The sequence below is a fragment of the Luteimonas salinisoli genome (genome assembly GCF_013425525.1).
Lineage (GTDB): Bacteria > Pseudomonadota > Gammaproteobacteria > Xanthomonadales > Xanthomonadaceae > Luteimonas > Luteimonas salinisoli.
Genome location: NZ_JACCKA010000062.1, coordinates 43,520 through 64,990, shown reverse-complemented (window position 1 = coordinate 64,990; position 21,471 = coordinate 43,520). Strand labels below are relative to the sequence as shown.

The window sequence follows — 21,471 nt, the reverse complement described above, 5'->3', positions numbered from 1 at the left end:
GCACCTTGCCAAAAGGCAGGCGTCCTGCAAGATCGCGGATCCACAGTTGCTCGGGCGTTGCCCGTTCCGGCGCGACCGCCTGGGCGCGCTGCAGGCTGCTGCGTGCACCCTGGATCAGCAACGTCCGCAGGTAGCCATCGCCCTTGCAGCTGATCTCACCGAGCACGGCGCGTCCTCCGCTGGAATGCTGGGTCGGGACCAATCCCAACCATGCCGACAGCTGTCGACCGTTCTTGAACTCCCTGGCATTGCCGACGCTGGCGACCATGGCATCGGCAGTCAGCGCGCCGACGCCTGTCAGTTGCTGCACCCGCACGCAGCGTCGGTCAGCTTTTGCCTGAGCGGCAATCTGCCGGTCGCACTCGGCCAGGCGTTCGCGCAGCTGCCGCCAGTGCGCGGCATGCTGGTCGAGCAAGTCCAGCAGCGTCGCCGGCAGGTCCGCGCGGATCGCGTCATCGTTGAGCGTCCGCAGCAAGGCAGGGTCGTTGCGCGCCATCACCACGCCGAACTCGGCCAGCAAGCCGCGTAGTCGATTGCTGGTGGCCAGGACTTCACCCTTGTAGCCCTCGCGCACGCGATGCCATGCCAGCCGCGCCTGCTGATCGACGGTCTTGATCGGCACGAACCGCATGTTGCCCTGGCGCGCCGCCGTCGCGATCGCCTCGGCATCGTTGCGGTCGTTCTTGGTGGTCCGGCTCTTGCGGAACGGCGCCACGAACTGTGCTGCGATCAGCCTGGGCTGCAGGCCGTACGCCAGACAGCGCCGCGCCCAGTGGTGAGCGCCGCTGCAGGCTTCCATTGCCACCACCGTGCCAGCCGGCAGTTGCGCCAACCACGGCGCGAGCGCCACGCGCCGCAGGTCCTTGCGTTGCCGGACCCTGCCGACGGCGTCCTGCTCGCAGGCCGAAAACACCAGTTTTGCCAGATCCAGGCCAATGGTGGTATGAGTGCCCATGGGAGACTTCTCCTTCGCGTTGATTGAGTGAGCAACCCAATCATGGCCCTCGAGGCCGAACGGCTGTGCCGTCGGAGGGGAAGTCTCCTTTTTACTCATTCAAGCCGAACCCGCTTCGCGGGTCGGCTTAATTCGGGCGTTAGGCGTCGTAAGAGCGAGCAGTAGTGGCTTTCGCGCGCGACGTTCGCGTTCGTCGGGTTGGCGCCGATCCACCAGACACTATCGCGGTTGTTCGCCAGCTTCGGTCGCTGCGCGGTGCGCGCTCAAGGTTCGTCGCCTCAGCGCAGTGGGCTTCGGTCGCCGGGCCTCCACTGCCTTGGCGCGTGGGCCCAGCGCGGCCTCTTCGGCAACCGCGGCGCTGGTCGTTCTTGGGGCCGCGCCCAGGCATCCGGTCTTCGGTGGTCAATCCACTACCGGCCCGTCATTGTCTGGGGTAGTCTCGCGCCTAACAATTCGTTCAAGCCGAACTTGTCCCGCTGCGCGGGCCAAGTCGGCTTAACTCAAGCGTTGGGCGGCATGGAGAGCGTCCTGCGCGCCCAAATTGGGAAGCATCAATGGCAGAGCTAGTTGCAAATTGTCCTAGGTGTGGCGCGCGCCACATTACCTTCGATGTAACTGCGGCCAAAAGCTATCGGATCGAATATGGCTGGCAGTATTGGTACGAGGCTTTTGGAATTTGCCGGAGATGCGGCCGCACGACGATCTTCGTCTTGAGCGAGAGCGTCAACGGCAACTACGAATATGTTCACAAGGTTGGCCTTCTCAAAGTAGAAGGTGCTCTGAACAACTTCGTGGAGGTGAAAGGGCATATCAGCCTAAAGGACAGCTCATCCGTCGATCCGCCGGAGCACCTGCCGAAAGACATAGAAGCCGTATTTAGAGAAGGAGCGACCTGCTTGGCCGTAGGTTGCTACAACGCCGCCGGAACAATGTTCCGCCTGTGTGTCGACCTCAGCACGCGCTCAATGCTTCCCGTCGAAGAGGTGGCAGGCCTAAATCGGAAAACCCGCAAAGACCTAGGGCTCCGGTTGCCGTGGCTCTTCGAAAACGGCCTACTCCCGATCTCATTGAGTGAGCTTTCTTCCTGCATCAAAGAAGACGGCAATGATGGCGCACACGCCGGCAACCTTTCTGAGGCAGATGCCGGTGACCTGCTTGACTTCTCCGTTGCGCTGCTTGAGAGGATCTACACAGAGCCGGAACGGCTCCGTCTGGCCAAGGTGAGGCGTGATGCAAGGCGTAGCAATCTAGGCTAGCGAGATGCCGCCTAACAATCATTCAAGCCGTACCTGCTTCGCGGCTCGGCTTAATTCAGGCGTTAGGCATCTGGGGAGAGATCAATGGAGGTTTTGCTGGATCCGAGAACGATTGCTCCGTTGCTGCTTGGCGCCGCACTTGCCTTACTCGGCGGCGTCGTTACGCAATTTATCTTCTGGCGCTTATCGCTCTCGCACTCTAAAAGCACATTGCTCACCGCTTTCCGGGCCGAGCTGGGAGTCATACGAGGAAACCTTGGCTCTGAGCTAGCCGGATACCGAGATTCCCTCAGGATAAATGACCCGCCAACGCCCACTGTTTTCTCTCGGCCAACACCTATCTTTAGTGCCAATGCCGGGCACCTCGGACAGCTTCGGGATAACGATCTCGTCGAGCATATCGTCGAGGTTTATAACAGCCTTCAATCCCTGTCCGAACAAGCCATGCTTTACAAGGGCATAGACAATTCATCATTTGATCTTCAAGACCTCAACTCCGTGCACCTAGCGGCAACAACAACGCATGTCCAAGTCATGAAACTTCACAACAGGCTGACCAATGTCCCTCCCGACGGGAAGATCAACCTTGATGAAACCGAGGTCGAGAGCCGCAAGTACTTTGCAGATCACGCCAAGCTTCTAGAGGCTGGTCAGATCCATGCAATCCTCGACCGGACCTGGCACGATGCCTAACAATGCATTCAAGCCCAACCCGCTTCGCGGCGCGGCTTAATTCAGACGTTAGGCCTACCACCATATGTCGTCGCAACTGAAACTTAGAGTCATGGCTGACTACGGCACTTCCGGCATCTGGGCAGATGAAGTGATTGGCCCGTTTCGGCACGGCATGGTTCCCCACTCCGGGCTTTCACTTCCCCCTGCGCTCGCTGCGGCGTTCGATGCTTGGATAAACCGGTACTGGGAGCGGAAGCAATGGGACTTGTCCGACACCGAGTCGTTCAATCAAGAAGGACGTGTACTTGCACTCAAACTCAAAAAGTTTGCTGGCAGTGACACAATCGTGTCTTTCCAGCCTGAGCAATGGCCTAGCGGTCTCGGCCCGGAAGAGCTGCTACCGTAGGAGTGAGTTAACACGCGAAGCGCAACACCCCTGAGAGCTCCCGCGTGCGCTTGATCGATGGCAGATCGCTCGCCTTTTTTTCTATCTCTTCTTCGTCCCCGCCGGAGGCTCAAACAGGTAGGCAGGACTGACCTTCAACGCCTTCGCCAGCCGATAGATATTGAGCAGCGCGATGTTGCGCTGGCCACGCTCCACTCCGCCCAGGTAGCTGCGGGCCAACCCGCTCTCCAGCGCCAGGCCTTCCTGGGAGAAGCCCTTGGCCTTGCGCACTTCCGCCAGGCGCTGGCCGAAGATCGTTCTGGGGTCTGTCGCCATGCCGTGTCGCCCTCCCTCGTCGCGAAGAGGCTAGGCAGCCCGGCACTATAGGGCCACGCCCTATAAGGACACTCTCTATACGTGACATTTGGCCTTTTCGGTGCTAGGCTCCAGCCGGGGATGCACACACGATCCGGCACGGCTGCCATGGAGCATCACATGCACGCGCACAAGGGAAGTGAACCCGTCCGTCCTGCACCCGAAGGTTATCTGCTGCCCGAGGACGCCCACCTGGCCCTGGTCCAGGTCCGCGACCGCCTGCATTTGCTGGCCTGCCTGGCCGCTCCGCGGTCGCCCCACGATGATCTGCCGTCGGCCGAGCTGCCGCTCAGGCCCGCGGCACTGGCGGACTGCTTCCAGGAGTTGGCCGACCGGTGCGGCCGCAGCCTGGAGGAGGCGCGTTGGCCGGGTGTCCATTGGCCGGTGGAGGAAAAGGAAAACGCGGGAGATTAGGCCGATGGACGGCAGGTCTTCCTGCGCCACCGTGTGGCAGGATCAGCGCAATTCATCATGGAGGATGAGCGATGGGGCAGCCGTGGATTACGCAGGGATGTGGGACGAGCCACGGCGGCACCGTGGTCACCAGCACGCCTTTCACGGACATCGACGGTGTGGGCGTGGCCCGGAAGGGCGACATGGTGGTCTGCCCTCAGTGCAAGGGCGCCTACCCGATCGTCGAAGGCGACGAGACACTCCTGATCGACGGCGCGCCCGTGGCCTATCAAGGCTGCAAGACGCTCTGCGGCGCCACGCTGTTCGCACGCCAGGCAACGGTGACGACGGAGAAGGGCCCAGCGGCTCCCGCGGGCGCTTCGGGCGGGGCCGTCAGTGCACTTCTGGCGAAAGGCGTCATGGCCGCTGTCCAGCGGCTGGACACCGGCGACGGATACTTCACCGGCCGTTTTCGCCTGTTGGACGCCGAAGGCGCTCCCCTGGCGCATAAGGCGGTCCGCGTCACCGTGGCCGGCGAGCCAGTGGAAGGCGAGACGGATGCCGATGGCTATACGGAGTGGATCGAGCGCGAGGCCGCACAGACCTTGAGCTTCGAGCTGCTGGAGGAGGCAGACAGGGATGGTTGAGCCGACGAGACCCAAGGCGAGATTGAAGGCCTCCGGTGGCATGTCGCCGGAAGGAACCACCACGGACGTGACGCTGAGCGGCCTGGACCCGGCAGACAAACGGGTCCTCTGCTCGGCCATCTGCCACTGCAACAACGTTGCGCCCGCATCATCCGGCCGGCGGCTGAAGCAGAGCTGCGTTTCCAAGCGCCTGCGGGCGCTCGACGAGCTGCTGCATCACCGCAGCCCCTACAAGCCGGAGCAGCCCTACGACATGACTAGGCAGCCTCCTGCGCCTGTCATGGCGAGGGACATCGAGACCAAACCTCACCGCTCCCTGCCATCCTGGGTACGATGGATCTGGCCCCGCGATCCGGAGCACCCGCCGTATCGCCGCGGCACCGGGATGGCGGTGCAGCCGGATGTGGTGGTCGTACGGAACCCGAACGCATTGCCGACCCAGGACAACATCAAGCAGATCGTGGAAATCAAGTTCCCGGGCGACACCTGGGGCAGTCTGCAGCGCCAACGATACGAGGAGATTGCCGGTGATCCGAGCAAGGTGGTCGAGCTCGACCCCGACGAATGCGACTGCGCCTCGCTCGAACGCCAGACGCAGGAGACCCTGGAGAACAGCGAACAGGCCAGCAAGGTCGCGGCGCTGCTGATGGCCTTGTTGTCGCTGTTGACCAAGGGCCGCGCTGGGCGCCCACCCTCTCCCATGCCCGCACCGGCAATCTAGGACCCGTCATGGATACCGATACGTTCCTGCAGCTGCTCAAGGAGAACCAGGAAAGCTTCCTGATCCCCGGCGAACTGCTCAACAAGGGCGGCCCCAAGGACTACGTGGGGATGACCGTGGCGATGACGGGCACGCTGTTCTTTCGCGACTCCTACCGGCCAGAGGTTCGTCGGGCCCTCTTCGAGTGCTTCCAGGAGTGGGAAGCGCTCGCCAGGCCGCATCTCAAATGGCTATGGGTGGAAGGGCTGCAGGGGCCCGTCCGGTACGACAGGGCGCCGCCGCTCGACCTGCTTCTCAACGAGGAGCCGGCGCTGTCGCTTGGCTACTACGCTGGCGAACAACCGCACGACGCCAGCCAATGGCATTTCATGGTGCTGGGGAAGGCGGACTGGGAAGCCAAGCTCGGACGGGGACCGGACGTGGTGCGGTTCTCGATGCCGTTCCTCTACGCGCAGGAGCACCCCAGGGCGTTCCAGCAGTTGTTCGTCTCTTTCGCTAGGCGCCTGAAAGCCATCCATGGGCTGGGCGGGTTCGGCTTCGTGCTCTCGCCCACCCGCGAAAGCAAGAACCATCCCGCCGAAGCCGCCTTTTCGGTGAAGATGCATGGGGCCGAGGCGGGCAACCCGTTCGGTATGACGCGCTACGCGGATGCGGGCATCAAATCCGTCTCCTGGCTCACGGCCCTCGGCACCGAACTGCTGGAGAAGCTGGACGGCGTGGACGGCATACGCGGCGATCTGCCTCCCCTTTGGTATGCGTACTACGACTACGGGGCCGGCGTGGTCATCCAGGCAGGCAACGAGCCCGACATCGGCCCGGCCGACGACGACACGCTGCCGGTGCTCTACGTGTTGGCGAACGCGGCCCTGCGATCGGTGCGCGCACCGGAGATCGGCGCCTTTCACCAGCAGCTGGATGGAGGCCGCTTCACGCTTGCATCGCAGGAAACTGCGCGGTGGCTGCGGCGCTTCGACACCGAGGACCTGGCGGAGTATCAGGCTAGGCTTCAGCAGGTGCCCAAGCTCAAGGCGGCGCATCGGTTGTAAGGACAGGTGTTGGTAGGGGCGCAGGCCGGACTCCAGACACCAAGGCCAGAGGAAATCGAAGACAAGGTGTTGGCATGTTCTGGAAGAAGCCGAAACTCACTGATCCACATTTGGGAGAGCTTGCGTACTCCTCAGGTAGCTGGGATACGCATATCGAGACGCGGCATGGGCGCATCCTTGCCAGCGTCTCCGGAAGCCGTCGCTCATTGGATGGCGTATCCCGCTCCCAGCTGATCGCCATCGTAGGCGATCTTGACCGATACCATTCGGGTGCGGTGACAGCGATTCGTATGGACCAGTTCGCATCTGAGTGGCTGGATGGCACGCATGGAACGCTCGAACTTTCAAACATCATCAGCACAAATGTCGAAGGGCAGTTCTCATTGCTCTTTGGGTTCAGTGCCTGGCCCGACGGCACCATCAATGCTGATTTCTGCGATTGGAAAGTGAAGGAGGTCTGGTGCAATGACTAGGCCTAGCCACCTATCCAACCAGAAGCTTCGCGCCACGGCTTGTCTCAAGCTTTGGTCTCATGGAAGGCGATCTTCGCGGCTCATTCGTGATGGTCTGCGCACGCTTCGCGCGCGCGAACGGGCCGTGGACGCCTGGCTACGCGGGCAGGTCGTGCCGGCCGCTCAAACCTTCAAAGCCGACCCTGCCCTCGCCCTCTCGGCGGAACATGTGCACGAGCGACTCGCGGTACGGCGCAAGGCCGCACAAGCGGGAAAGCCGACGCGCTGATGCGGGTTCGCCGCCTGCAACTTGCCAGGCACTTCTTGCGCCCCGGCGCGGAAGAGGGATTCCAACGATGAGTGAGTACGAGTTCACCTTGAAGTTTCGACTGCCCGACGCTCACGCCGATCCGGAGCAGTTCATCGCCGCCTTGGCCGCGGCCGGGTGCGATGACGCGACCGTCGGCATCGGGCAGCAGGGACGGCTTGCCTTGGACTTCGCTCGTGAGGCTGGCAGTGCCCTAGAGGCCATCGTCTCGGCGGTGCAGGCGGTCAAGGGCGCGATCCCGGGGGCAGAGCTGGTCGAGGCCTCGCCGGACTTCGTGGGCCTGACGGACGTGGCCGACTTGATCGGCTGCACACGTCAAAACATTCGCAAGCTGATGATCAGCAACCTGGCGACCTTGCCGGTGGTGGTGCACGAGGGCTCGCAGGCGCTCTGGCACCCGCGGCCGGTGCTGCTCTGGTTCTCCGAAACCCAGAAGCGCGCGATCGATCGCTCGCTGATCGAGGTGTCCGAGGCGACCATGAAGGCCAATATCGCGAAGGAGACGCGGCGCCTGCCGGGCGCAGGGCTCCCACAGGAGCTCGAAGCGCTGTTTGCGTGAGGCGCACGGCGCTCTGGCCGCAGCCGGCGCTGGTCGAACCGGTTGACCACCCCGGGGCCGCTGGCGCAGAGTTCCTGCCATGCCGACTGAGGGGTCCTTGGCGCCGATGCACCAGACTCCGCTCGTACTCGTCGCCGCAGCTGTCGCCACCCTTTCCACGTTTCCACAGTCCTATGACCGTCGTCGTCCGAGCCGTCACACCTGAAGATGTCTCCTCGTTGCTGCGGCTCCTGCGGGCAAAAGCCCAGTCCGATGGCGTGCCCCAGCAGTTGCACGCGACCGAGGACAATCTTCGCACCGAACTGTTCCGCTCCGGCGCCACGGCCCGGGCCATCGTTGCCACCATCGAAGAAGAGGTCGCCGGGATGGCGACCTACTTCCAGACGTTTTCCTCCTTTCTCATGAAGCCGGGGCTGTGGCTGGACGATCTGTACGTCGATGAAGCACGCCGCAAGTGCGGCATCGGCAGGGAGTTGCCGCCGCTTCGCGGTGCGGCTTAATCTGGTGTAGCCGTCAAGTGAAACCTATCGGAACCCTTAAAATTCGCATCGCATCCGTTAGTGATCTGTCAACCATTCAGATCATCGGACGTGAAACTTACCGCGAGCACTTCCCTTCGATCTGGTCCGACGACTATCTGCAAGAGTTCTTGCGCCAAGACTTTTCCAAGCAGTCCCTGCAACATTCTCTTTCATCGCCTAGCCACACGTGGCTAATCGCTCAAGATACGAGCGACTCAGTCGTTGGGTACGCCAAACTCAATTGGGATCGCCCCGAACCGATTTTCAACAGAGTTGGAACGGAGCTCCAGAAGATCTATTTCCGCTCCTGTACAACGGGTCAAGGCTACGGAGGAGCGCTACTGGAGTTCATCGTCGACATGGCCGAAAAACGCAGTGACATGCTGTGGCTGGACGTACTCAAATCAAATCTCGGCGCTCAGCGCTTTTATGCAAGCCGAGGCTTCCACGCAATGGGGGAAATACCGTTCAACACCGACATTTCGGAGATAGGCATGGTAGTCATGGCCCGCCCGTTGACGGTTGACAAGTCATTCAAACCGAACCCGCTTCGCGGGTCGCCTTAGCTCAGGCCTTCGGGCTCAGGCGCGGCAGCGACAATCCAACCCCACCAGGCGCGCAGCCCTCGGCAATGACAACGACTCCCGCTGACCGGTCCAATGGATACGAAGCCGTATCCGGCGAGTTCGTTGCGATCCGGAGCCGATCGAGCATCGGCATCTCGATCGTTCGCGATTGGGCCGGGTGCCTGCCGCCTGGCGGCTCCGTGCTGGACCTGGGGTGCGGCAATGGAGTGCCGGTTGCGAAGGCACTGATCGACGAAGGGTTCGCCGTGTACGGCGTCGATGCATCGCCAACCATGATCGCCTCCTTCCGTGCCCGCTTCCCCGGCAGCCCGGCGGAATGCAGCGCGGTCGAAGATGCGCAGTTCCTTCGCTGCAGGTTCGACGGCGCGATCGCGTGGGGCCTGATGTTCCTCCTGCCGCCGGACGTTCAGAGGGCTCTCGTCCATCGCGTCGCCCTGGCGCTCGAGCCAGGGGGGCGGTTCCTGTTCACTGCACCGGAGCAGGCTTGCGAGTGGCCGGACACCCTCACCGGGCGAAGGTCCGTTTCGCTGGGATCGGCCGCCTACCGCGAGGCGCTGGAGTCGGAAGGCTTGGCGCTGGTCGGTGAAGCGGAGGATGAGGGGCGGAATCACTACTACGTCGTGAACAAGCCAGCCAGCCTGGGCAGTGCGGCATAGCAGTGCTTCGACCCGCGCCTGGCGGAGGTCCCACTGATCAGTGGGCACGCTGACCCGGCTGCATGGCGCATGCCTTGCCGTCTGCGCGCCGCGAAGGTAGCTTTCGAGGCCGGGGCATCGTTCAAGCCAGCCCCGTGCGTTGTGCCTATGACCCGGCTGTGCGACAGGGGACGAGCCTGATCAACTGAAGCGCCGCGCGGCATGTCGATATCGTTCGTTCCACCAGGCGCGGGGAGGCGCCGAGCATGCGAAACAGGATCTTCGGCGGCATCGGCATCGTCTGGGGCGGCGCGATTCTGCTCAACTGGCTCGTTTCGGATCCACCAGCGTCCGGGTCCGCCGCATACCAGGGCGGCCAGTCCGGTGCAGTGGTGTTCGGTGCCCTGATGCTCGTGGCCGGCCTGTACTACTTTTTCAAGAAGCCCAGGCGCGATTGAGCCCAAGTCAGGTGCTGGACCCCATGAAGCGGTTCTTCGCGACCTTGGCGATCACTCTGGCACCCACCGTTGCCGTGGCCTGTCCTCAAGACCTGACGGGAACATGGAAATCCGATCGGGAAGCGTCCGTGGCGTTTGCCCGTGGCAATGCGAAGTTGGAGCCGCGAACGGAAGAGTTTCTCGCGGCGCTGCTGGGGCACATGACGCTCTCCTTCGACGACGGTGAGCTGCACATCGCAATGCCGGATGTTGAGGTTCCCATTGCGGGCGAGCGCACGATGTTTGCCGGCTTCGAAGAGCACAAGCCCTACGAGATCCTGTTCTGCAGCAGGTTCGCGGTCGTTTGGTCCGCAAAACGACCCTTCGGCACGGAGCTCGCGGCAACGACCTTCAACTTCATCGACGATGACACGTTCTGGATCTATGCCGGCGGCACCGACCCGGCGGTGCCGGATCTGCACACGCGCGAGTACTTTCGCCGGGTTCGCTGACTCCGCCGAATCCGATGGCACCGACCGATGTCGCTTCGCGGTACGGCTCAACCCAGGCGCGAGGCCGCCAAGAGCGAGGATCACATGACGCGACGGCGGCCGATTCTTGTCGAACGGGTTCCCGATATGTGGCTGGCGGATCCTTCATGTGAACGTGCCGCTTCCGGCCGTAGATTTGTGGCTCCCCCACCCGGTGAAGGCGCAGCCTCTGGTGGATGCGCCGAGGAGGAAGCATGCAGATGTCCTACTGGCGCTTTGCCGCGATGATCGCCACCTCGACGCTGGTGATGTTCGGCCTGATGTACCTCAATACCTTCGCGCTCGAGCATGTGCGCTGGAGCGAAACCCGCGCGTGGATGGCATTGATGATGGGTGCGACCATGGCGTGCGTGATGCTCGCCTTCATGCTCGGCATGTACAGCAAGCGCGCGGTCAACATTGCGATCTTCGCCGGTAGCGCCGCGGTGTTCGCCGTGTCGCTGTGGCTGGTGCGCAGCCAGGCCACCATCGACGACACTGCCTACATGAAGGCGATGATCCCGCATCACTCGATCGCGATCCTGACCAGCTCAAGGGCGAACATCAGCGACCCGCGCGTGCGCGAACTGGCCGACGAGATCATCCAGGCGCAGCGCCGCGAAATCGCCGAGATGGAATCTCTCATCGCAGACCTCGAGTCTGGCGCGGGCGGGCAGCGCGACGGTCGCGCTCAGTAGCCCGTCATCTCCAGGTAGCCGACCCCGCCGGCGCTGCCGGTCACCCGGACCGGGCCTTCCCAGTACGCGGTATCGAGATCCATCCATGCATCGGGATTGATCGCCTCTACCTGGACCTGCAGCTCGTGGCCGGGGAGCGCCAGCGCCCACCGCGTCGGCACGTCGCGGTCCGCCACGCGGGTGGTGCGGAGCGGCCTCAGCCGGATATCGCCTGCCCCCAGCGGCGTGGTGCGGCCGTCCGGCGCGATCCAGTTGCCGCTGAGGTAGTCGCCGCCGTCGGCGTGGCGCAGGCGGAACAGCATCAGCCGGCGGCCGTCGTCGAAGTGCAGCGAGAACCAGTCCCAACCGACCTGGTCGGCGGCCAGCGGCTGGCTGCTCCATTCCCGGTCCATCCATGCCATGCCGGTGACCTCGACTTCTCGGCCATCGATATCGAGCACCCCGTCGGCGCGGAAGAACGGCTGGCTGTAGTAGTAGGAGGCCTGCCCGCCGCCGGACTTGCGGCTGAAGCCCTGCTCGCCCTGCAGCACCAGCGGCCCGTCGGCCTGGAGGCGAAGGCGATAGCCGAACCCGTCACCGCGTGCACGGGCGCGCAGTTCGCCGGCCGGATCGCCCTGCAGCGACCAGTCGTCGATCCACGCCTGGAAGGGTACGGCCACCACGCCCGCCTGGCCCACTCCGCCGCGCGCCATCCGCTGCGCCGACCAGTGCCGGTCGCGCGTGGTCATGCCGGCATGGCCCATCCACAGGTTGCCGTTGCCCCAGCCGGGCGCATCGGCGGCGGGCCGCAGGGCATTGCGGAACAGCGTCCACTGCACGCCGTAGTCGCGGCCGTCGGCGTCGCGCAGGTTGGCGGTGAGATACCACCACTCGATGCGGAAATCCGGGTGCGCGCCATGATCGGCCGGGAACGCGAAGGCCTTGCCGGGGACCACCCGCGCGAAGCCCTCGCGCTCGCCCCCGAGGCCGGCGAAGCCCTCCGCCGGGGCCGGCGCCCGGTCCGCGCAGCCGCCTGCGAGCAGCGCAAGCGCCAGCAACAGCGCCGTTCGCCTAGCGCTCATCGGCGAGCGCCCCCAGCAGGTCGACCGGACGGCTGTGCCAGAGTTTCCACAGCGGCCAGGCGGAGGCCAGCGCGGTCGCGGCCATCGCCCAGCCCGCCAGCTGCAGCAGCTGCCCGGGGAATACCCGCAGCGGCAAACGCCAGCCGAATGCCTGCACGTTGATCACCGCCACCAGCGCCCAAGCCAGCAGGATGCCCAACGGCAGCGCCAGCAGCAGGGTCAGCCCCGACAGCAGCCATGCCTGCGCGGCGTTGAGCTGCATCAGCCGGGCCCGGCCGACGCCCATCGCCCAGAGGGGCGCAAGCTGTCCCAGCCGCCCTTGGCCCTGGGTCAGCAGCGCGATGAACAAGGCCACGCCCGCCACGCCGAGCGTCAGGCTGTTGAGCGCGGCCGTGGCGCTGAAGGTGCGTTCGAACACCTGGCCGGCCCAGCCCTTCAGGCGCGCCTGGTCGACGACGCGATCGCTGCCCAGGGCGAACCTGTCCTGGAGCCGAATGGCCAGGGCATCGACCTCGGCCGGCGCGGCACGCACCGCCACGCTGTGCACCGGCGCCTCGGGCCAGTGCCGCAACAGCGCGTCGCCGGCGAGCAGCGCGTGCCCGCGCGGATTGCCGTAGTCGGCGTAGATCGCCGCGACCCGTGGCTGCCAGCCCGCACGGGTGGTGGGCAGCGCCACGGTATCGCCGATGTCCACACCGAGCCGGCGCGCCAGCTGCTCGCTCACCATCAGCGCATCGCCGGCGAACAGCGCATCCCAGGGCGCGTTCACCGATTGCAGGAGCGGCCAGTGCAGCCGATACAGCGGGTCGTCGACGATACCGGAGAGCTGGACCGGGTGGCCGGCGAGCTCGATATCGAGCCCGCGTACCGCGACCTGGCTTTGGGTTTCGGGCTGATGCACCAGCCATGCCTGCAGCGCGCGCGCCTGCGCGTCGTCGCGCGGCCGCACGTACAGTTCGGCGGCCAGGCGCTGCTCGATCCAGTCCGTGAACGTCTGCCGGAAGCCCTCGGTCATGCTGCCGGCGCCGACGTTGGCGGCCAGCGCCAGCAGCAGCGCCATCAACGCAAGGCTCAGCGCCGGCAGCTGCTGGCGCGCGTCGGCAATGAACCAGCCGGCCAGCGGCGAGCGGCCGGCGGTGGGGATCAGGCGCAGCACGCTGCTGAGCAGCAGCGGCAGCCCGAGCGCGGCGCCCAGCAGCATGCCGCCGAGCATGACGAAACCGCTGACCAGGCTGTCGCCCCATCGCCATGCCGCCATGGCCACCGCAACGGCGAGCGCTGCGACCACGCCCTGCCGCCGCAGCCAGAGCCGATGCGCCTGCATCCAGGCCTCGCCGCCCGTCACCGCGAGCAGCGGCAGCCGGGCCGCCCGCCAGAGACTGCCGGCGCCGGCGAGCAACGCGCCCACCAGCGCCAGGCCGAGCCCGCTGAGCCACCACGCGGGGCTGAGCGTCAGCTGCCCGCCGATCTCCGCGCCGTACAGGCCGCGCAGGCTGGCGGCCACATCGGGCAACAGCAGGCTGGCGAGCAGGTAGCCGCTGGCCACGCCGGCGGCCCCGCCCAGCAGCGCCAGCATCCCCAGCTCGATCGCCAGGGCCAGCAGCAGCGCGCGCACCCCGACGCCGCTGGCGCGCAAGGTGCGCAGCAGTGGCCGCCGCTGCTCCAGGGCCAGGCCGATCGCCGCGTGCACGATGAACAACCCGACCGCGAACGCCAGCAGTCCGAGTGCGGTGAGGTTGAGGTGGAAACTGTCGGTCAGCCCGTCCAGGCCGCTGTCGTCGCCGTCGTCGCGGCGCAGGCGGGCGTCCCACGGTGACGGGAGTGCGCCGTAGGCCGCGGCCGGCAACACCAGCCAGCTGATGTCCCCGGTCATCTGCAGCACGCGCTGCGCCACGCCGATGTCGGTCATCACCACGCCCGGGGCCATGCCGTCGCGCGCCTGCAGCGGCGGCAGCCGTTCTCCGTTGGCCAGCGCCGGGGTCGCGCCCTCGGACCAGCCCATCGCTGCGAGGGTCTGCGCGGCGATCCACCCCCTGCCGGGCGGGCTGATGAAGTCGATCAGCCCGTCCGCGGCGGTGGGCTCCCCGGCGATGCGGCTGCCCGACGGCAGGCTCAGCGGCTCGATCCCCATGATGCGCACGCGGCCGCTGCCGTCGGCCAGCCCCGCCGTGCCTTCCAGCACCGGCGATACCGGCCAGCCCTGCCGCCGCAGCGCGCTGAAAGCCGCCTGCGGCAGCGGCTGTCCGTCGACCGGCTGCAGGCTGGCGTGCGGCGCGCCGCCGATCAGCCCGCTGGCCATCGCATAACTTTCGCGCGCCTGTGCGTTGATCGCCTGCACCGCGGTCAGCAGCGCAGTCGCCAGCCAGAGTCCGGTGAACAGACTGAAGAACTGCACCGGATGCCGTCGCCAGTGGCTGGCCAGCGCGCGCAGGGTCCAGCGCACGACGTTCATGCCGGCGCGTCCGGCCCCGGATGCAGCCGCCCCTTGCGCAGGGTCACGGTGCGCTGCACCCGCGCCGCCACCTGCGGGCTGTGGGTCACCATCAACAGCGTGCTGCCGCTGCCGGCCACCAGCTCCAGCAGCAACTGCAGCACCTGTTCGGCCGTGGCCTCGTCGAGGTTGCCGGTGGGCTCGTCGGCCAGCACCAGTGCAGGACGGGCGGCCAGTGCGCGCCCCAGCGCCACGCGTTGCTGCTGCCCACCGGACAACTGCTCGGGATGACGATGCAGCAGGTCGCCCAGCCCCAGCCGTTCGACCAAGCGCGCCTGCCAGGCCAGGTCGTGCCGCCCCGCCAGCCGCGCCTGGAACGCCAGGTTGTCGGCCACCGTGAGGCTGCCGACCAGGTTGAACTGTTGGAACAGCAGCCCCACGCCGCAGCGCCGCCACTCGGCCAGCCGGCGCTCGCCCATCTCGTGCAGGGGCTGGCCATCGGCGTGGATGCGGCCGCGGTCGGCGCTGTCCAGGCCGGCCACCAGATGCAGCAGGGTGCTCTTGCCACTGCCCGATTCGCCCATCAGCGCCAGGCTGCCACCGCGCTCCAGCTGCAGGTCCACGCCCCGCAGCACGGGCAGCGGCCCTTGCGGGGTCGGGTAACTCTTGTGCAGGTCTTCCACGGCGAGCATCGACGGCCTCCGGCGCGTGCCTGCATGATCGCCCAGACCACTGCCCATCGCCATGCGCAGGAGCTGCGTCCAGCGCGCTTCACCGCTACGCGGTGCTTGCCGCGGTCGCTTGCAGGACCGGGGCGCAGCAGCTCCCCGCACGCGAGCCCGCGCATCGGTTCTGAAGGACGGTCTAGACTCGCGAGGACCGGGTTCTGGCGATCCGTTGGAGCTGAGCTGCGCGCGCTGGCTGATCCGGTTGCCGTAGAAGCCCGCGACCGCGCCGGCCTGCGGCTCGACACTTCGTTCCAGCCGGCTTCTTCGCGCCGGCGCCATACGCCCAGGAGGCAACATGCCCGCACACGAGAAGATCAACTACGTCGAGTACCCCGCGCGGGACCTGGAGGCGACGAAGCGGTTCTTCCAGGATGCGTTCGGCTGGGCGTTCAAGGACTACGGGCCGGACTATGCGGCCTTCTCGGGCCAAGGCCTGGATGGCGGCTTCTTCAGGTCCGAACTGGCGGCCCGCACCAGCGACGGCAGCGCGCTGGTGGTCTTCTACAGCGAGCGCCTGGAGGACACCCTGACCAAGGTCACCACGGCGGGTGGCGAGGTGGTGAAACCGGTCTTCTCCTTCCCCGGCGGCCGCAGGTTCCACTTCATCGAACCCAGCGGCAACGAGTTCGCGGTGTGGTCGGAGGCGGCGGCTGCCGCGGCGGACGACGGCACGCCCCAACGATGAAGATCCGCATGGCCGAAGCGCAGGACCTGGATCGGCTGTCCGGCATCTGGTACGACGGCTGGCAGGACGCACATGCGCGAATCCTGCCGGCGGAACTCGCGCGGCACCGCACGCGAGAGAGCTTCTCGCAGCGACTGCGAGCGGCGCTCGATGAGGTGCGGGTGACCGGTCCAGCCGGGTGTCCGAGCGCGTTCTGCATCGCCACCGGCGACGAGCTGTACCAGCTGTACGCCTCTGCCGAGGCCCGGGGAACCGGAGCTGCCGCTGCCCTCCTGGCGGACGGGGAGGCGCGCATCGCCGGCCGCGGGTTCCGCAGCGCATGGCTGGCGTGCGGCATCGGCAACCAGCGCGCGGCGCGCTTCTACGAGAAGCACGGCTGGGTGCGGGCCGGCAACATGACCAGCGAGCTGCCGACGCCGGACGGCCCGTTCCTGCTGGAGGTCTGGCGCTACGAGAAGACCTTGGCGGACCGGCCTGGCACGTGATCGTCCGCTTTCCAGCTGCCGTTCGAAGGGACGCAACGCGGCCGGCGGCGCATCCGCTCAGTCTCCGGCCGCTGGGCCCGCCAAGTGCAACGCGAAGCCGGGCGCTGTCGGACCACCCAGACCGGGGCGCAGCTGCAGGCTGGGGATCAGATAGTCGCCGCCGTTCTGCCGGCGATAGGGGATGGGCGCGGTGGTGGCGAGCGTGCGCATGCGCTCGCGCAGGCGGTCGGCCACGCGCGTGAAGCCGGCTGCGTCGAGGCGGTCGACGCGGTAGGCCACGAACGGCGGCAGCACCGTATAGCCCGGGTAGTAGAGGATGCCGTGATTGATCGGGAACAGCAGGTCGTCGATCGGCCCGTTGATCCCACGCGCAGCGTAGTGCTCCTCCCAGCCGCCGGTGGTCACGACCAGCATCGCGCGCTTGCCGGCGAGGGTCCCTTCGCCGAACCGGTCGCCCCAGTGGTGGTCGCTGTGTTCACCGACACCGTAGGCGAAGCCGTACGCGTACACCCGGTCGACCCAACCCTTGAGGATCGCCGGCATCGTGTACCACCACAGGGGGAACTGCAGGATCAGGGCGTCGGCCCACAGCAGCTTGTCGTGTTCTTCCCGAACGTCGGCGGTCAGCGCGCCGGCCGCGAAGGCCTCGCCGGACGCGGCGGCGACGTGCAGCCGCACGTCCGGCGCCAGCTGGGTGAAGTCGGCACGGTCGACCTCGGATTTCCAGCCGCCGGCGTAGAGATCGGACACCCGCACCTCGTGGCCCTCGGCCTCGAGCGCCTGGACGGCGACGTCGCGGAGCGCGCCGTTGAGCGAGCGCGGTTCGGGATGCGCGAAGACGAGCAGGACGTTCATGGGAGGCATCGGCAATCAAGTGAGGGGATGCGTACGCTAGACAGCGCCGGGGCGATCCGCTAGATGTATCGATGCATATGATCATTCCGAATAATGGATAAGTCGGACATCACGCTCGAACGCATGCGTACCTTCGTGCGCGTCGCCGAGCGCGGGAACCTGTCGGCGGTCGCGCGCGAACTCGGGATCGGACAGTCGACGGTCACCCGCCACCTGCGCGAACTCGAGCAGGCCCTCGGCGTGCCCCTGCTCAGCCGGAGCACCCGGCGGGTCACCGTGACCGAAGAAGGCAGCCGCTACCACGCCCACTGCGTGCTGATCCTGCGGCTGGTGGAACAGGCCGGCGACGAGGCGCGGGGTGCGCGCGGGGCGCCCGCCGGCACGGTCCGGGTCTCCTGCACGGCCGCGTTCGGCGTGCTGCACGCCAGCCGCCTGGTGTACGCGTTCCAGGACCGTTATCCCGACATCGGCATCGACCTCAACCTCACCGACGCGCGCGTGGACCTGGTGCGCGAGGGCGTGGACGTCGCCCTGCGCCTGGGTTCGCTCACCGACAGCTCCCTGAAACTGCGGAGCCTAGGCCAGTCCAGGCGCCTGCTGGTGGCGGCGCCGGAATACCTGGCGGCACGCGGCACGCCGAAGGACCCCCGGGACCTGCCCGGCCACGAGGGCATCCGCATGTCGAACGTGCCGGGCAGCAACACCCTTGTCCTGCAGGGCCCGGACGGCGCACGCCACGCGGTGCCCTTCGGCGGGCGCATCCGCGTCGACCACGGGCTCGCCGCACGCGAGGCCCTGGCCGCCGGGCGCGGCATCGCCCCTGCCCACCAATGGCTGGTCGGCGATCTGCTCGCCACCGGCCGGCTGAAGGCGATCCTGCCCGACTATGCGCTCCCATCCGTGCCGCTGAGCATGCTGATCGTCCCGGAGCGCGCCCGCATCGCGCGCGTGCGGCTGCTGGTGGATTTCCTGGCCGATCGGATCGCCGGCATCCCGGGCATCGAGCGGGCGACGGCGGCGCGCTGATTCGCGAGCGCGCCGTCAGTCCAGCCCTGCAAGGGCGCCGGCCACAGTACGAGCTCCGCCGCCGTAGTCGCATCGGTTTCGCGGTATGGTAATGCCGACAGCTCAGATGCTGCCTGGGAAGTCACTCGAGCGGGATGCCGCTTCGCGGTACGGCTTTGGTCCGGCGTTGCGTCGTCATGGAAAGATCATGAAATCCCAGCATGCCTTAGCTGTGTTTTTCCTATCCGCCTCGCTCTCAGCGGGCAACTCGACTCATGCAGTTCCAGAACAGTTCCTGGGCGAATGGGGTACCAGCTTGACGGACTGTGGAACGGAAGCGGATGACACGGCGCTACATATCGGCGAGAGGCATATTTCGTATCATGAGAGCTCCGGCCCATTGCATGCCGTTGTTGTACGGGGAGCAAAAGAGGTGGCGCTAGTCGCTGAGCTCGCGAGCGAAGGCGAGACCTGGCTCGATGCATCGACATTCCTGCTTTCACCGGACGGCAATCAACTGACTCAAAACTCCGGCGCGAATGGAGAACCGTTCGTTCGTGTGCGGTGCAGCTCCATACTCGGCACGCGCCCAAGCAGTTCGTCCGAGCCGATGCAGCTTCGTGGCACGGCTTGACTGATCGCCAGGACTACGGAACCTCGGTATGCGGCGAGTTCTCCCCTACTTCGCGTTTGCCGCAACCTACCTGGTTGCGAGCCTTCTGCTGGGCGGTCTCCTCGACTTGATGGGCGCACCGGTCGAGGCCATCTGGTTGATCCCCTGGGTGGCGGCGTTTCCGGCGGTCGCCTTGGGCCAGCGCCTGGGCGAGATGCGCATCGGCGGACTTTTCCTGGCGACCCTGGCCGCGGTTCTACTCGCCCACGCCGCCATCGCTGCCATCACCCATTCCGTGGCCGTCGCGGCCGGGGGCTCGGTCGACTTCCTCGACCTCTACCGCGTCGGGGGGCTTCGGTTTGCTGCCAGCACAGCGATGGACATTGCTGCCCCGCTGGTTTGGCACTTGGTCCTCCTGCTCCGGAGTCGGTGACGGCGGAGTATCGGAAGAGGCCGAGACCGGTGGCGGCAGCCGCCCGGCCTGCGCACGCCTTGATCCTTCTCACGTGGCTGTCTGCATGGTACATACGCGGCCAGTGGATTCGGGCTTGATCGCTTCGCGGATCGGCCTGCGGCAGTCCAGCCCCCGGAGACCGTCCGCACCATGCAAACCCGATTGGGCCGAGCGTTTGGCGCGGGATTCGCCCTCCTGCTTCTTCTTGCTGGCGATGATGCGACTGCGGGCACGAAGCCGGTACGTGCTCTCAGTGTCGACCTGCCGCATGGCGGATGCCGGCTCACCATCCTGGAGGATGGACAGGCCTCGATCCACTACGGCGCCGCGCCCAGGCGGGTCCGTGTCGCCCCGGGCACTTTCGACTTCGACGCCGTCGCCCTCTCGCTGCGTTCGGGCTCGTATCCGCAGGGCGACGGCGCCGTGCGGAGCGATTCCACCGGTAGCGTTTCGTTGCCGGACTCGCAGGAGCTGCGCTTCGTCGACGATCCCGTCCTGGTCAGGTCGCTGCTCGAGCGCGCGTGGCGGGCTCGTGCGGCGCCAACGCAACCGTTCGATAGCGAAGAGAACTACCGATGGGTGGCCCGGGCATGCGGCTTTTCCGATTGAGTGGCCGGCCCAGGCATCGACCGGCCCACCGACCCGCGCGGCCCACCCTACTTGACCGCCTCCAGCGGCAGCAGCGCCAACCACGTCAGCAGCAGGGCGACCCATAGCCAGCGCCACCGCCCCATGCCCCGCCAGGCGGACCGCCAGCTGCCCATCTCCGCAGCAGCGGCGCCTGTCGCCGCTGCTGCAGTGACACCCGACCCGCGGCCGCGGCGCGTCGCCGAGCGCAGGGCTTCGGCGACGCGCAGGCCATAGAGATACACGCCGGTGACGCACAGGCCGGTGAGCAGCACGCCGAAGAGGAACCACAGCAGCTTGACCGGCAGGCCGGCGAAGTTGCCGAAGTGCAGCGGGTCGGCCATCTCGGCGATGCGCTGGTGCACGCTCATGTGGCGGCCGTCGCGGCGGCCGATCCAGGCACCGTCGCTGGCGGTGAAGGCCATCGCGTTGGCGCGCGGACGCACCAGGATCGCCTCGGCCTCGCCCTGCAGCAGCAGGGTCTCGTCGCCGGTGCCGGGGGTGACCGCGCGAACCTCGAATGCCGGCCAGCGGGCGCGCGCCTCGGCCACCGCGCGGTCGATCACGGCGGCGCTGGCACCGGCGGGGTTCGGCACGCGTTCCATGCCGGCCGGGGCGGCCTGCAGCTTCTGCGGCGGACCGGCGCCGCCGCCCAGCGATTCCACCAGGTACCAGCCGCCGGTGAGCGCCATCAGCGCGACGAACCCCAGGCTCCACACGCCGGCCAGGCGGTGCACGTCGCCCCAGAACCTGCGGGGGCGTTCCCGGCGGGGCCCGGCGAAGAATCCGCGCCACCAGTGGCGGTAGATGTAGAGGCTGCTGACCAGGCTGATCGCGAGCGGAATGCTCAGAGCCGCCACCAGCGGCACCCCGTAGCGCACCGGCAGCATCAGGTGGCGATGGGTGTTGCGCAGGAAGCGGTGGGCGTTGAACCAGTGGGTGTCGCCGGTGACGGCGCCGCGGTACGGGTCCACCCAGACGAAGCGCAGCCGCCCTTCCGCGGTGCGGGCGCGTACCCGCGCGGCGAAGCGGCTGCCTTCCGGCGCCTCGATGGCGGTCAGCGACCAGTCCGGGTAGGTGTAGCGCGCGGCGGCGAGCATCGTGCCCCAGCTGGCCCGCTCGGGGCCGGGCGCGACGCGGATCTCGGGGTGGAGCAGCCAGTCGATCTCGTGCGCCAGCACCGCCAGGGTGCCGGTGAAGCAGACGAAACCCATGAACAGGCACAGCTTGAGCCCGACCCAGCTGTGCAGGTCGAACCACAGGCGCCGGCCGCGCGGCTTGCGCGGCGCGGCGGCGAGGGCTGGCGGCGGCTGGCCCATGCGGCTGG

General features: G+C 66.8%; 28 protein-coding genes. 21 read left to right on the top strand and 7 right to left on the bottom strand.

Going from position 1 to position 21,471, the window contains the following annotated elements; all coding sequences use genetic code 11:
* On the bottom strand, positions 1-955 hold a 955-nt coding region (locus H0E84_RS10640), incomplete at its 3' end, for an IS110 family RNA-guided transposase (RefSeq protein WP_180678625.1).
* 554 nt (positions 956-1,509) lie between these two features.
* Here H0E84_RS10640 and H0E84_RS10635 point away from each other — a divergent pair.
* From H0E84_RS10635 to H0E84_RS10625, 3 genes are all read left to right on the top strand, one after another.
* The gene (locus H0E84_RS10635) at positions 1,510-2,211 is read left to right on the top strand and encodes a DUF4145 domain-containing protein (protein WP_180678624.1); all 702 of its coding nucleotides are present in this window, start codon (positions 1,510-1,512) and stop codon (positions 2,209-2,211) included.
* Between the two features lie 84 nt (positions 2,212-2,295).
* Positions 2,296-2,904, top strand: coding sequence for a hypothetical protein (locus tag H0E84_RS10630; protein WP_180678623.1), 609 nt, complete (start codon positions 2,296-2,298; stop codon positions 2,902-2,904).
* 91 nt (positions 2,905-2,995) lie between these two features.
* On the top strand, positions 2,996-3,292 hold the full coding sequence (locus H0E84_RS10625; protein WP_180678622.1) for a hypothetical protein: 297 nt from the start codon (positions 2,996-2,998) through the stop codon (positions 3,290-3,292).
* Positions 3,293-3,373: 81 nt separating this feature from the next.
* Here the strand turns inward: H0E84_RS10625 and H0E84_RS10620 are convergent, their stop codons facing one another.
* Positions 3,374-3,607 (bottom strand): helix-turn-helix domain-containing protein, encoded by a 234-nt coding sequence (locus tag H0E84_RS10620; RefSeq protein WP_180678621.1) that lies wholly within the window; start codon positions 3,605-3,607, stop codon positions 3,374-3,376.
* 159 nt (positions 3,608-3,766) lie between these two features.
* Here H0E84_RS10620 and H0E84_RS10615 point away from each other — a divergent pair, with 159 nt between their 5' ends.
* The 12 genes from H0E84_RS10615 (at position 3,767) to H0E84_RS10560 (ending at position 11,200) form a co-directional block, all read left to right on the top strand.
* Positions 3,767-4,060 (top strand): XAC0095 family protein, encoded by a 294-nt coding sequence (locus H0E84_RS10615; RefSeq protein ID WP_180678620.1) that lies wholly within the window; start codon positions 3,767-3,769, stop codon positions 4,058-4,060.
* A 71-nt stretch (positions 4,061-4,131) separates the two neighbouring features.
* Positions 4,132-4,686: a PAAR domain-containing protein gene (locus H0E84_RS10610; protein ID WP_180678619.1), complete on the top strand. Its 555-nt coding sequence runs from the start codon at positions 4,132-4,134 to the stop codon at positions 4,684-4,686.
* On the top strand, positions 4,679-5,407 hold the full coding sequence (locus tag H0E84_RS10605) for a VRR-NUC domain-containing protein (RefSeq protein WP_219339694.1): 729 nt from the start codon (positions 4,679-4,681) through the stop codon (positions 5,405-5,407). The genes H0E84_RS10610 and H0E84_RS10605 overlap by 8 nt, the downstream gene beginning before the upstream one ends.
* An 8-nt stretch (positions 5,408-5,415) precedes the next feature.
* Complete coding sequence (locus H0E84_RS10600; protein WP_180678618.1) at positions 5,416-6,453, top strand: type VI immunity family protein; 1,038 nt, start codon at positions 5,416-5,418, stop codon at positions 6,451-6,453.
* Between the two features lie 74 nt (positions 6,454-6,527).
* A complete protein-coding gene (locus H0E84_RS10595; RefSeq protein WP_180678617.1) occupies positions 6,528-6,926 on the top strand; it encodes a hypothetical protein in 399 nt (132 codons plus the stop codon).
* A gap of 335 nt (positions 6,927-7,261) precedes the next feature.
* On the top strand, positions 7,262-7,792 hold the full coding sequence (locus H0E84_RS10590; RefSeq protein WP_180678616.1) for a DNA-binding protein: 531 nt from the start codon (positions 7,262-7,264) through the stop codon (positions 7,790-7,792).
* 173 nt (positions 7,793-7,965) lie between these two features.
* Complete coding sequence (locus H0E84_RS10585) at positions 7,966-8,292, top strand: GNAT family N-acetyltransferase (RefSeq protein ID WP_180678615.1); 327 nt, start codon at positions 7,966-7,968, stop codon at positions 8,290-8,292.
* 17 nt (positions 8,293-8,309) lie between these two features.
* Positions 8,310-8,879 (top strand): GNAT family N-acetyltransferase, encoded by a 570-nt coding sequence (locus tag H0E84_RS10580; protein WP_219339693.1) that lies wholly within the window; start codon positions 8,310-8,312, stop codon positions 8,877-8,879.
* Positions 8,880-8,944: 65 nt separating this feature from the next.
* Positions 8,945-9,556 carry a class I SAM-dependent methyltransferase gene (locus H0E84_RS10575; RefSeq protein ID WP_180678614.1) on the top strand — a complete coding sequence of 204 codons (612 nt, stop codon included), beginning with the start codon at positions 8,945-8,947 and terminating at the stop codon, positions 9,554-9,556.
* Positions 9,557-9,801: 245 nt separating this feature from the next.
* Complete coding sequence (locus H0E84_RS10570) at positions 9,802-9,993, top strand: hypothetical protein (RefSeq protein WP_180678613.1); 192 nt, start codon at positions 9,802-9,804, stop codon at positions 9,991-9,993.
* Between the two features lie 23 nt (positions 9,994-10,016).
* Entirely contained in the window at positions 10,017-10,484 is a 468-nt protein-coding gene (locus H0E84_RS10565; RefSeq protein WP_180678612.1) for a hypothetical protein, read from the top strand.
* Positions 10,485-10,723: 239 nt separating this feature from the next.
* Complete coding sequence (locus tag H0E84_RS10560; protein ID WP_219339692.1) at positions 10,724-11,200, top strand: DUF305 domain-containing protein; 477 nt, start codon at positions 10,724-10,726, stop codon at positions 11,198-11,200.
* Here the strand turns inward: H0E84_RS10560 and H0E84_RS10555 are convergent.
* From H0E84_RS10555 to H0E84_RS10545, 3 genes are read right to left on the bottom strand one after another with little or no spacing between them, the layout of a single operon-like run.
* The gene (locus tag H0E84_RS10555; RefSeq protein WP_180678610.1) at positions 11,194-12,261 is read right to left on the bottom strand and encodes a lipocalin-like domain-containing protein; all 1,068 of its coding nucleotides are present in this window, start codon (positions 12,259-12,261) and stop codon (positions 11,194-11,196) included. The genes H0E84_RS10560 and H0E84_RS10555 overlap by 7 nt on opposite strands.
* Positions 12,251-14,713 carry an FtsX-like permease family protein gene (locus tag H0E84_RS10550; RefSeq protein ID WP_180678609.1) on the bottom strand — a complete coding sequence of 821 codons (2,463 nt, stop codon included), beginning with the start codon at positions 14,711-14,713 and terminating at the stop codon, positions 12,251-12,253. Before H0E84_RS10550 ends, H0E84_RS10555 begins: the two co-directional genes overlap by 11 nt.
* On the bottom strand, positions 14,710-15,384 hold the full coding sequence (locus tag H0E84_RS10545; protein WP_180678608.1) for an ABC transporter ATP-binding protein: 675 nt from the start codon (positions 15,382-15,384) through the stop codon (positions 14,710-14,712). The genes H0E84_RS10550 and H0E84_RS10545 overlap by 4 nt, the downstream gene beginning before the upstream one ends.
* A 331-nt stretch (positions 15,385-15,715) precedes the next feature.
* Here H0E84_RS10545 and H0E84_RS10540 point away from each other — a divergent pair, with 331 nt between their 5' ends.
* Positions 15,716-16,105: a VOC family protein gene (locus H0E84_RS10540; RefSeq protein WP_180678607.1), complete on the top strand. Its 390-nt coding sequence runs from the start codon at positions 15,716-15,718 to the stop codon at positions 16,103-16,105.
* Entirely contained in the window at positions 16,102-16,590 is a 489-nt protein-coding gene (locus H0E84_RS10535) for a GNAT family N-acetyltransferase (protein WP_180678606.1), read from the top strand. Before H0E84_RS10540 ends, H0E84_RS10535 begins: the two co-directional genes overlap by 4 nt.
* 57 nt (positions 16,591-16,647) lie before the next feature.
* Here H0E84_RS10535 and H0E84_RS10530 read toward each other — a convergent pair whose 3' ends face one another.
* Positions 16,648-17,445, bottom strand: a complete 798-nt coding sequence (locus H0E84_RS10530; RefSeq protein ID WP_180678605.1) for an NAD(P)H-dependent oxidoreductase — start codon at positions 17,443-17,445, stop codon at positions 16,648-16,650.
* Between the two features lie 93 nt (positions 17,446-17,538).
* On the opposite strand from H0E84_RS10530, the gene H0E84_RS10525 reads away from it, so the two are divergent.
* The 4 genes from H0E84_RS10525 (at position 17,539) to H0E84_RS10510 (ending at position 20,126) form a co-directional block, all read left to right on the top strand.
* Positions 17,539-18,471: a LysR family transcriptional regulator gene (locus H0E84_RS10525; RefSeq protein WP_180678604.1), complete on the top strand. Its 933-nt coding sequence runs from the start codon at positions 17,539-17,541 to the stop codon at positions 18,469-18,471.
* Between the two features lie 187 nt (positions 18,472-18,658).
* On the top strand, positions 18,659-19,084 hold the full coding sequence (locus H0E84_RS10520) for a hypothetical protein (protein ID WP_180678603.1): 426 nt from the start codon (positions 18,659-18,661) through the stop codon (positions 19,082-19,084).
* 28 nt (positions 19,085-19,112) lie between these two features.
* Positions 19,113-19,496 (top strand): hypothetical protein, encoded by a 384-nt coding sequence (locus H0E84_RS10515; protein WP_180678602.1) that lies wholly within the window; start codon positions 19,113-19,115, stop codon positions 19,494-19,496.
* A 171-nt stretch (positions 19,497-19,667) separates the two neighbouring features.
* Entirely contained in the window at positions 19,668-20,126 is a 459-nt protein-coding gene (locus H0E84_RS10510; RefSeq protein ID WP_180678601.1) for a hypothetical protein, read from the top strand.
* 47 nt (positions 20,127-20,173) lie between these two features.
* Here the strand turns inward: H0E84_RS10510 and H0E84_RS10505 are convergent, their stop codons facing one another.
* On the bottom strand, positions 20,174-21,463 hold the full coding sequence (locus H0E84_RS10505) for a PepSY-associated TM helix domain-containing protein (protein ID WP_180678600.1): 1,290 nt from the start codon (positions 21,461-21,463) through the stop codon (positions 20,174-20,176).
* Positions 21,464-21,471: the final 8 nt, after the last annotated feature.

Coding starts and splice junctions, on each gene's coding strand:
- H0E84_RS10535 (WP_180678606.1), top strand. CDS start 16,102: ATGAAGATCCGCATGGCCGAAGCGCAGGACCTGGATCGGCTGTCCGGC.
- H0E84_RS10600 (WP_180678618.1), top strand. CDS start 5,416: ATGGATACCGATACGTTCCTGCAGCTGCTCAAGGAGAACCAGGAAAGC.
- H0E84_RS10635 (WP_180678624.1), top strand. CDS start 1,510: ATGGCAGAGCTAGTTGCAAATTGTCCTAGGTGTGGCGCGCGCCACATT.
- H0E84_RS10585 (WP_180678615.1), top strand. CDS start 7,966: ATGACCGTCGTCGTCCGAGCCGTCACACCTGAAGATGTCTCCTCGTTG.
- H0E84_RS10610 (WP_180678619.1), top strand. CDS start 4,132: ATGGGGCAGCCGTGGATTACGCAGGGATGTGGGACGAGCCACGGCGGC.
- H0E84_RS10525 (WP_180678604.1), top strand. CDS start 17,539: ATGGATAAGTCGGACATCACGCTCGAACGCATGCGTACCTTCGTGCGC.
- H0E84_RS10545 (WP_180678608.1), bottom strand. CDS start 15,384: ATGCTCGCCGTGGAAGACCTGCACAAGAGTTACCCGACCCCGCAAGGG.
- H0E84_RS10560 (WP_219339692.1), top strand. CDS start 10,724: ATGTCCTACTGGCGCTTTGCCGCGATGATCGCCACCTCGACGCTGGTG.
- H0E84_RS10590 (WP_180678616.1), top strand. CDS start 7,262: ATGAGTGAGTACGAGTTCACCTTGAAGTTTCGACTGCCCGACGCTCAC.
- H0E84_RS10530 (WP_180678605.1), bottom strand. CDS start 17,445: ATGAACGTCCTGCTCGTCTTCGCGCATCCCGAACCGCGCTCGCTCAAC.
- H0E84_RS10520 (WP_180678603.1), top strand. CDS start 18,659: ATGAAATCCCAGCATGCCTTAGCTGTGTTTTTCCTATCCGCCTCGCTC.
- H0E84_RS10595 (WP_180678617.1), top strand. CDS start 6,528: ATGTTCTGGAAGAAGCCGAAACTCACTGATCCACATTTGGGAGAGCTT.
- H0E84_RS10630 (WP_180678623.1), top strand. CDS start 2,296: ATGGAGGTTTTGCTGGATCCGAGAACGATTGCTCCGTTGCTGCTTGGC.
- H0E84_RS10575 (WP_180678614.1), top strand. CDS start 8,945: ATGACAACGACTCCCGCTGACCGGTCCAATGGATACGAAGCCGTATCC.
- H0E84_RS10510 (WP_180678601.1), top strand. CDS start 19,668: ATGCAAACCCGATTGGGCCGAGCGTTTGGCGCGGGATTCGCCCTCCTG.
- H0E84_RS10505 (WP_180678600.1), bottom strand. CDS start 21,463: ATGGGCCAGCCGCCGCCAGCCCTCGCCGCCGCGCCGCGCAAGCCGCGC.
- H0E84_RS10620 (WP_180678621.1), bottom strand. CDS start 3,607: ATGGCGACAGACCCCAGAACGATCTTCGGCCAGCGCCTGGCGGAAGTG.
- H0E84_RS10550 (WP_180678609.1), bottom strand. CDS start 14,713: ATGAACGTCGTGCGCTGGACCCTGCGCGCGCTGGCCAGCCACTGGCGA.
- H0E84_RS10515 (WP_180678602.1), top strand. CDS start 19,113: ATGCGGCGAGTTCTCCCCTACTTCGCGTTTGCCGCAACCTACCTGGTT.
- H0E84_RS10570 (WP_180678613.1), top strand. CDS start 9,802: ATGCGAAACAGGATCTTCGGCGGCATCGGCATCGTCTGGGGCGGCGCG.
- H0E84_RS10615 (WP_180678620.1), top strand. CDS start 3,767: ATGCACGCGCACAAGGGAAGTGAACCCGTCCGTCCTGCACCCGAAGGT.
- H0E84_RS10605 (WP_219339694.1), top strand. CDS start 4,679: ATGGTTGAGCCGACGAGACCCAAGGCGAGATTGAAGGCCTCCGGTGGC.
- H0E84_RS10540 (WP_180678607.1), top strand. CDS start 15,716: ATGCCCGCACACGAGAAGATCAACTACGTCGAGTACCCCGCGCGGGAC.
- H0E84_RS10625 (WP_180678622.1), top strand. CDS start 2,996: ATGGCTGACTACGGCACTTCCGGCATCTGGGCAGATGAAGTGATTGGC.
- H0E84_RS10565 (WP_180678612.1), top strand. CDS start 10,017: ATGAAGCGGTTCTTCGCGACCTTGGCGATCACTCTGGCACCCACCGTT.
- H0E84_RS10555 (WP_180678610.1), bottom strand. CDS start 12,261: ATGAGCGCTAGGCGAACGGCGCTGTTGCTGGCGCTTGCGCTGCTCGCA.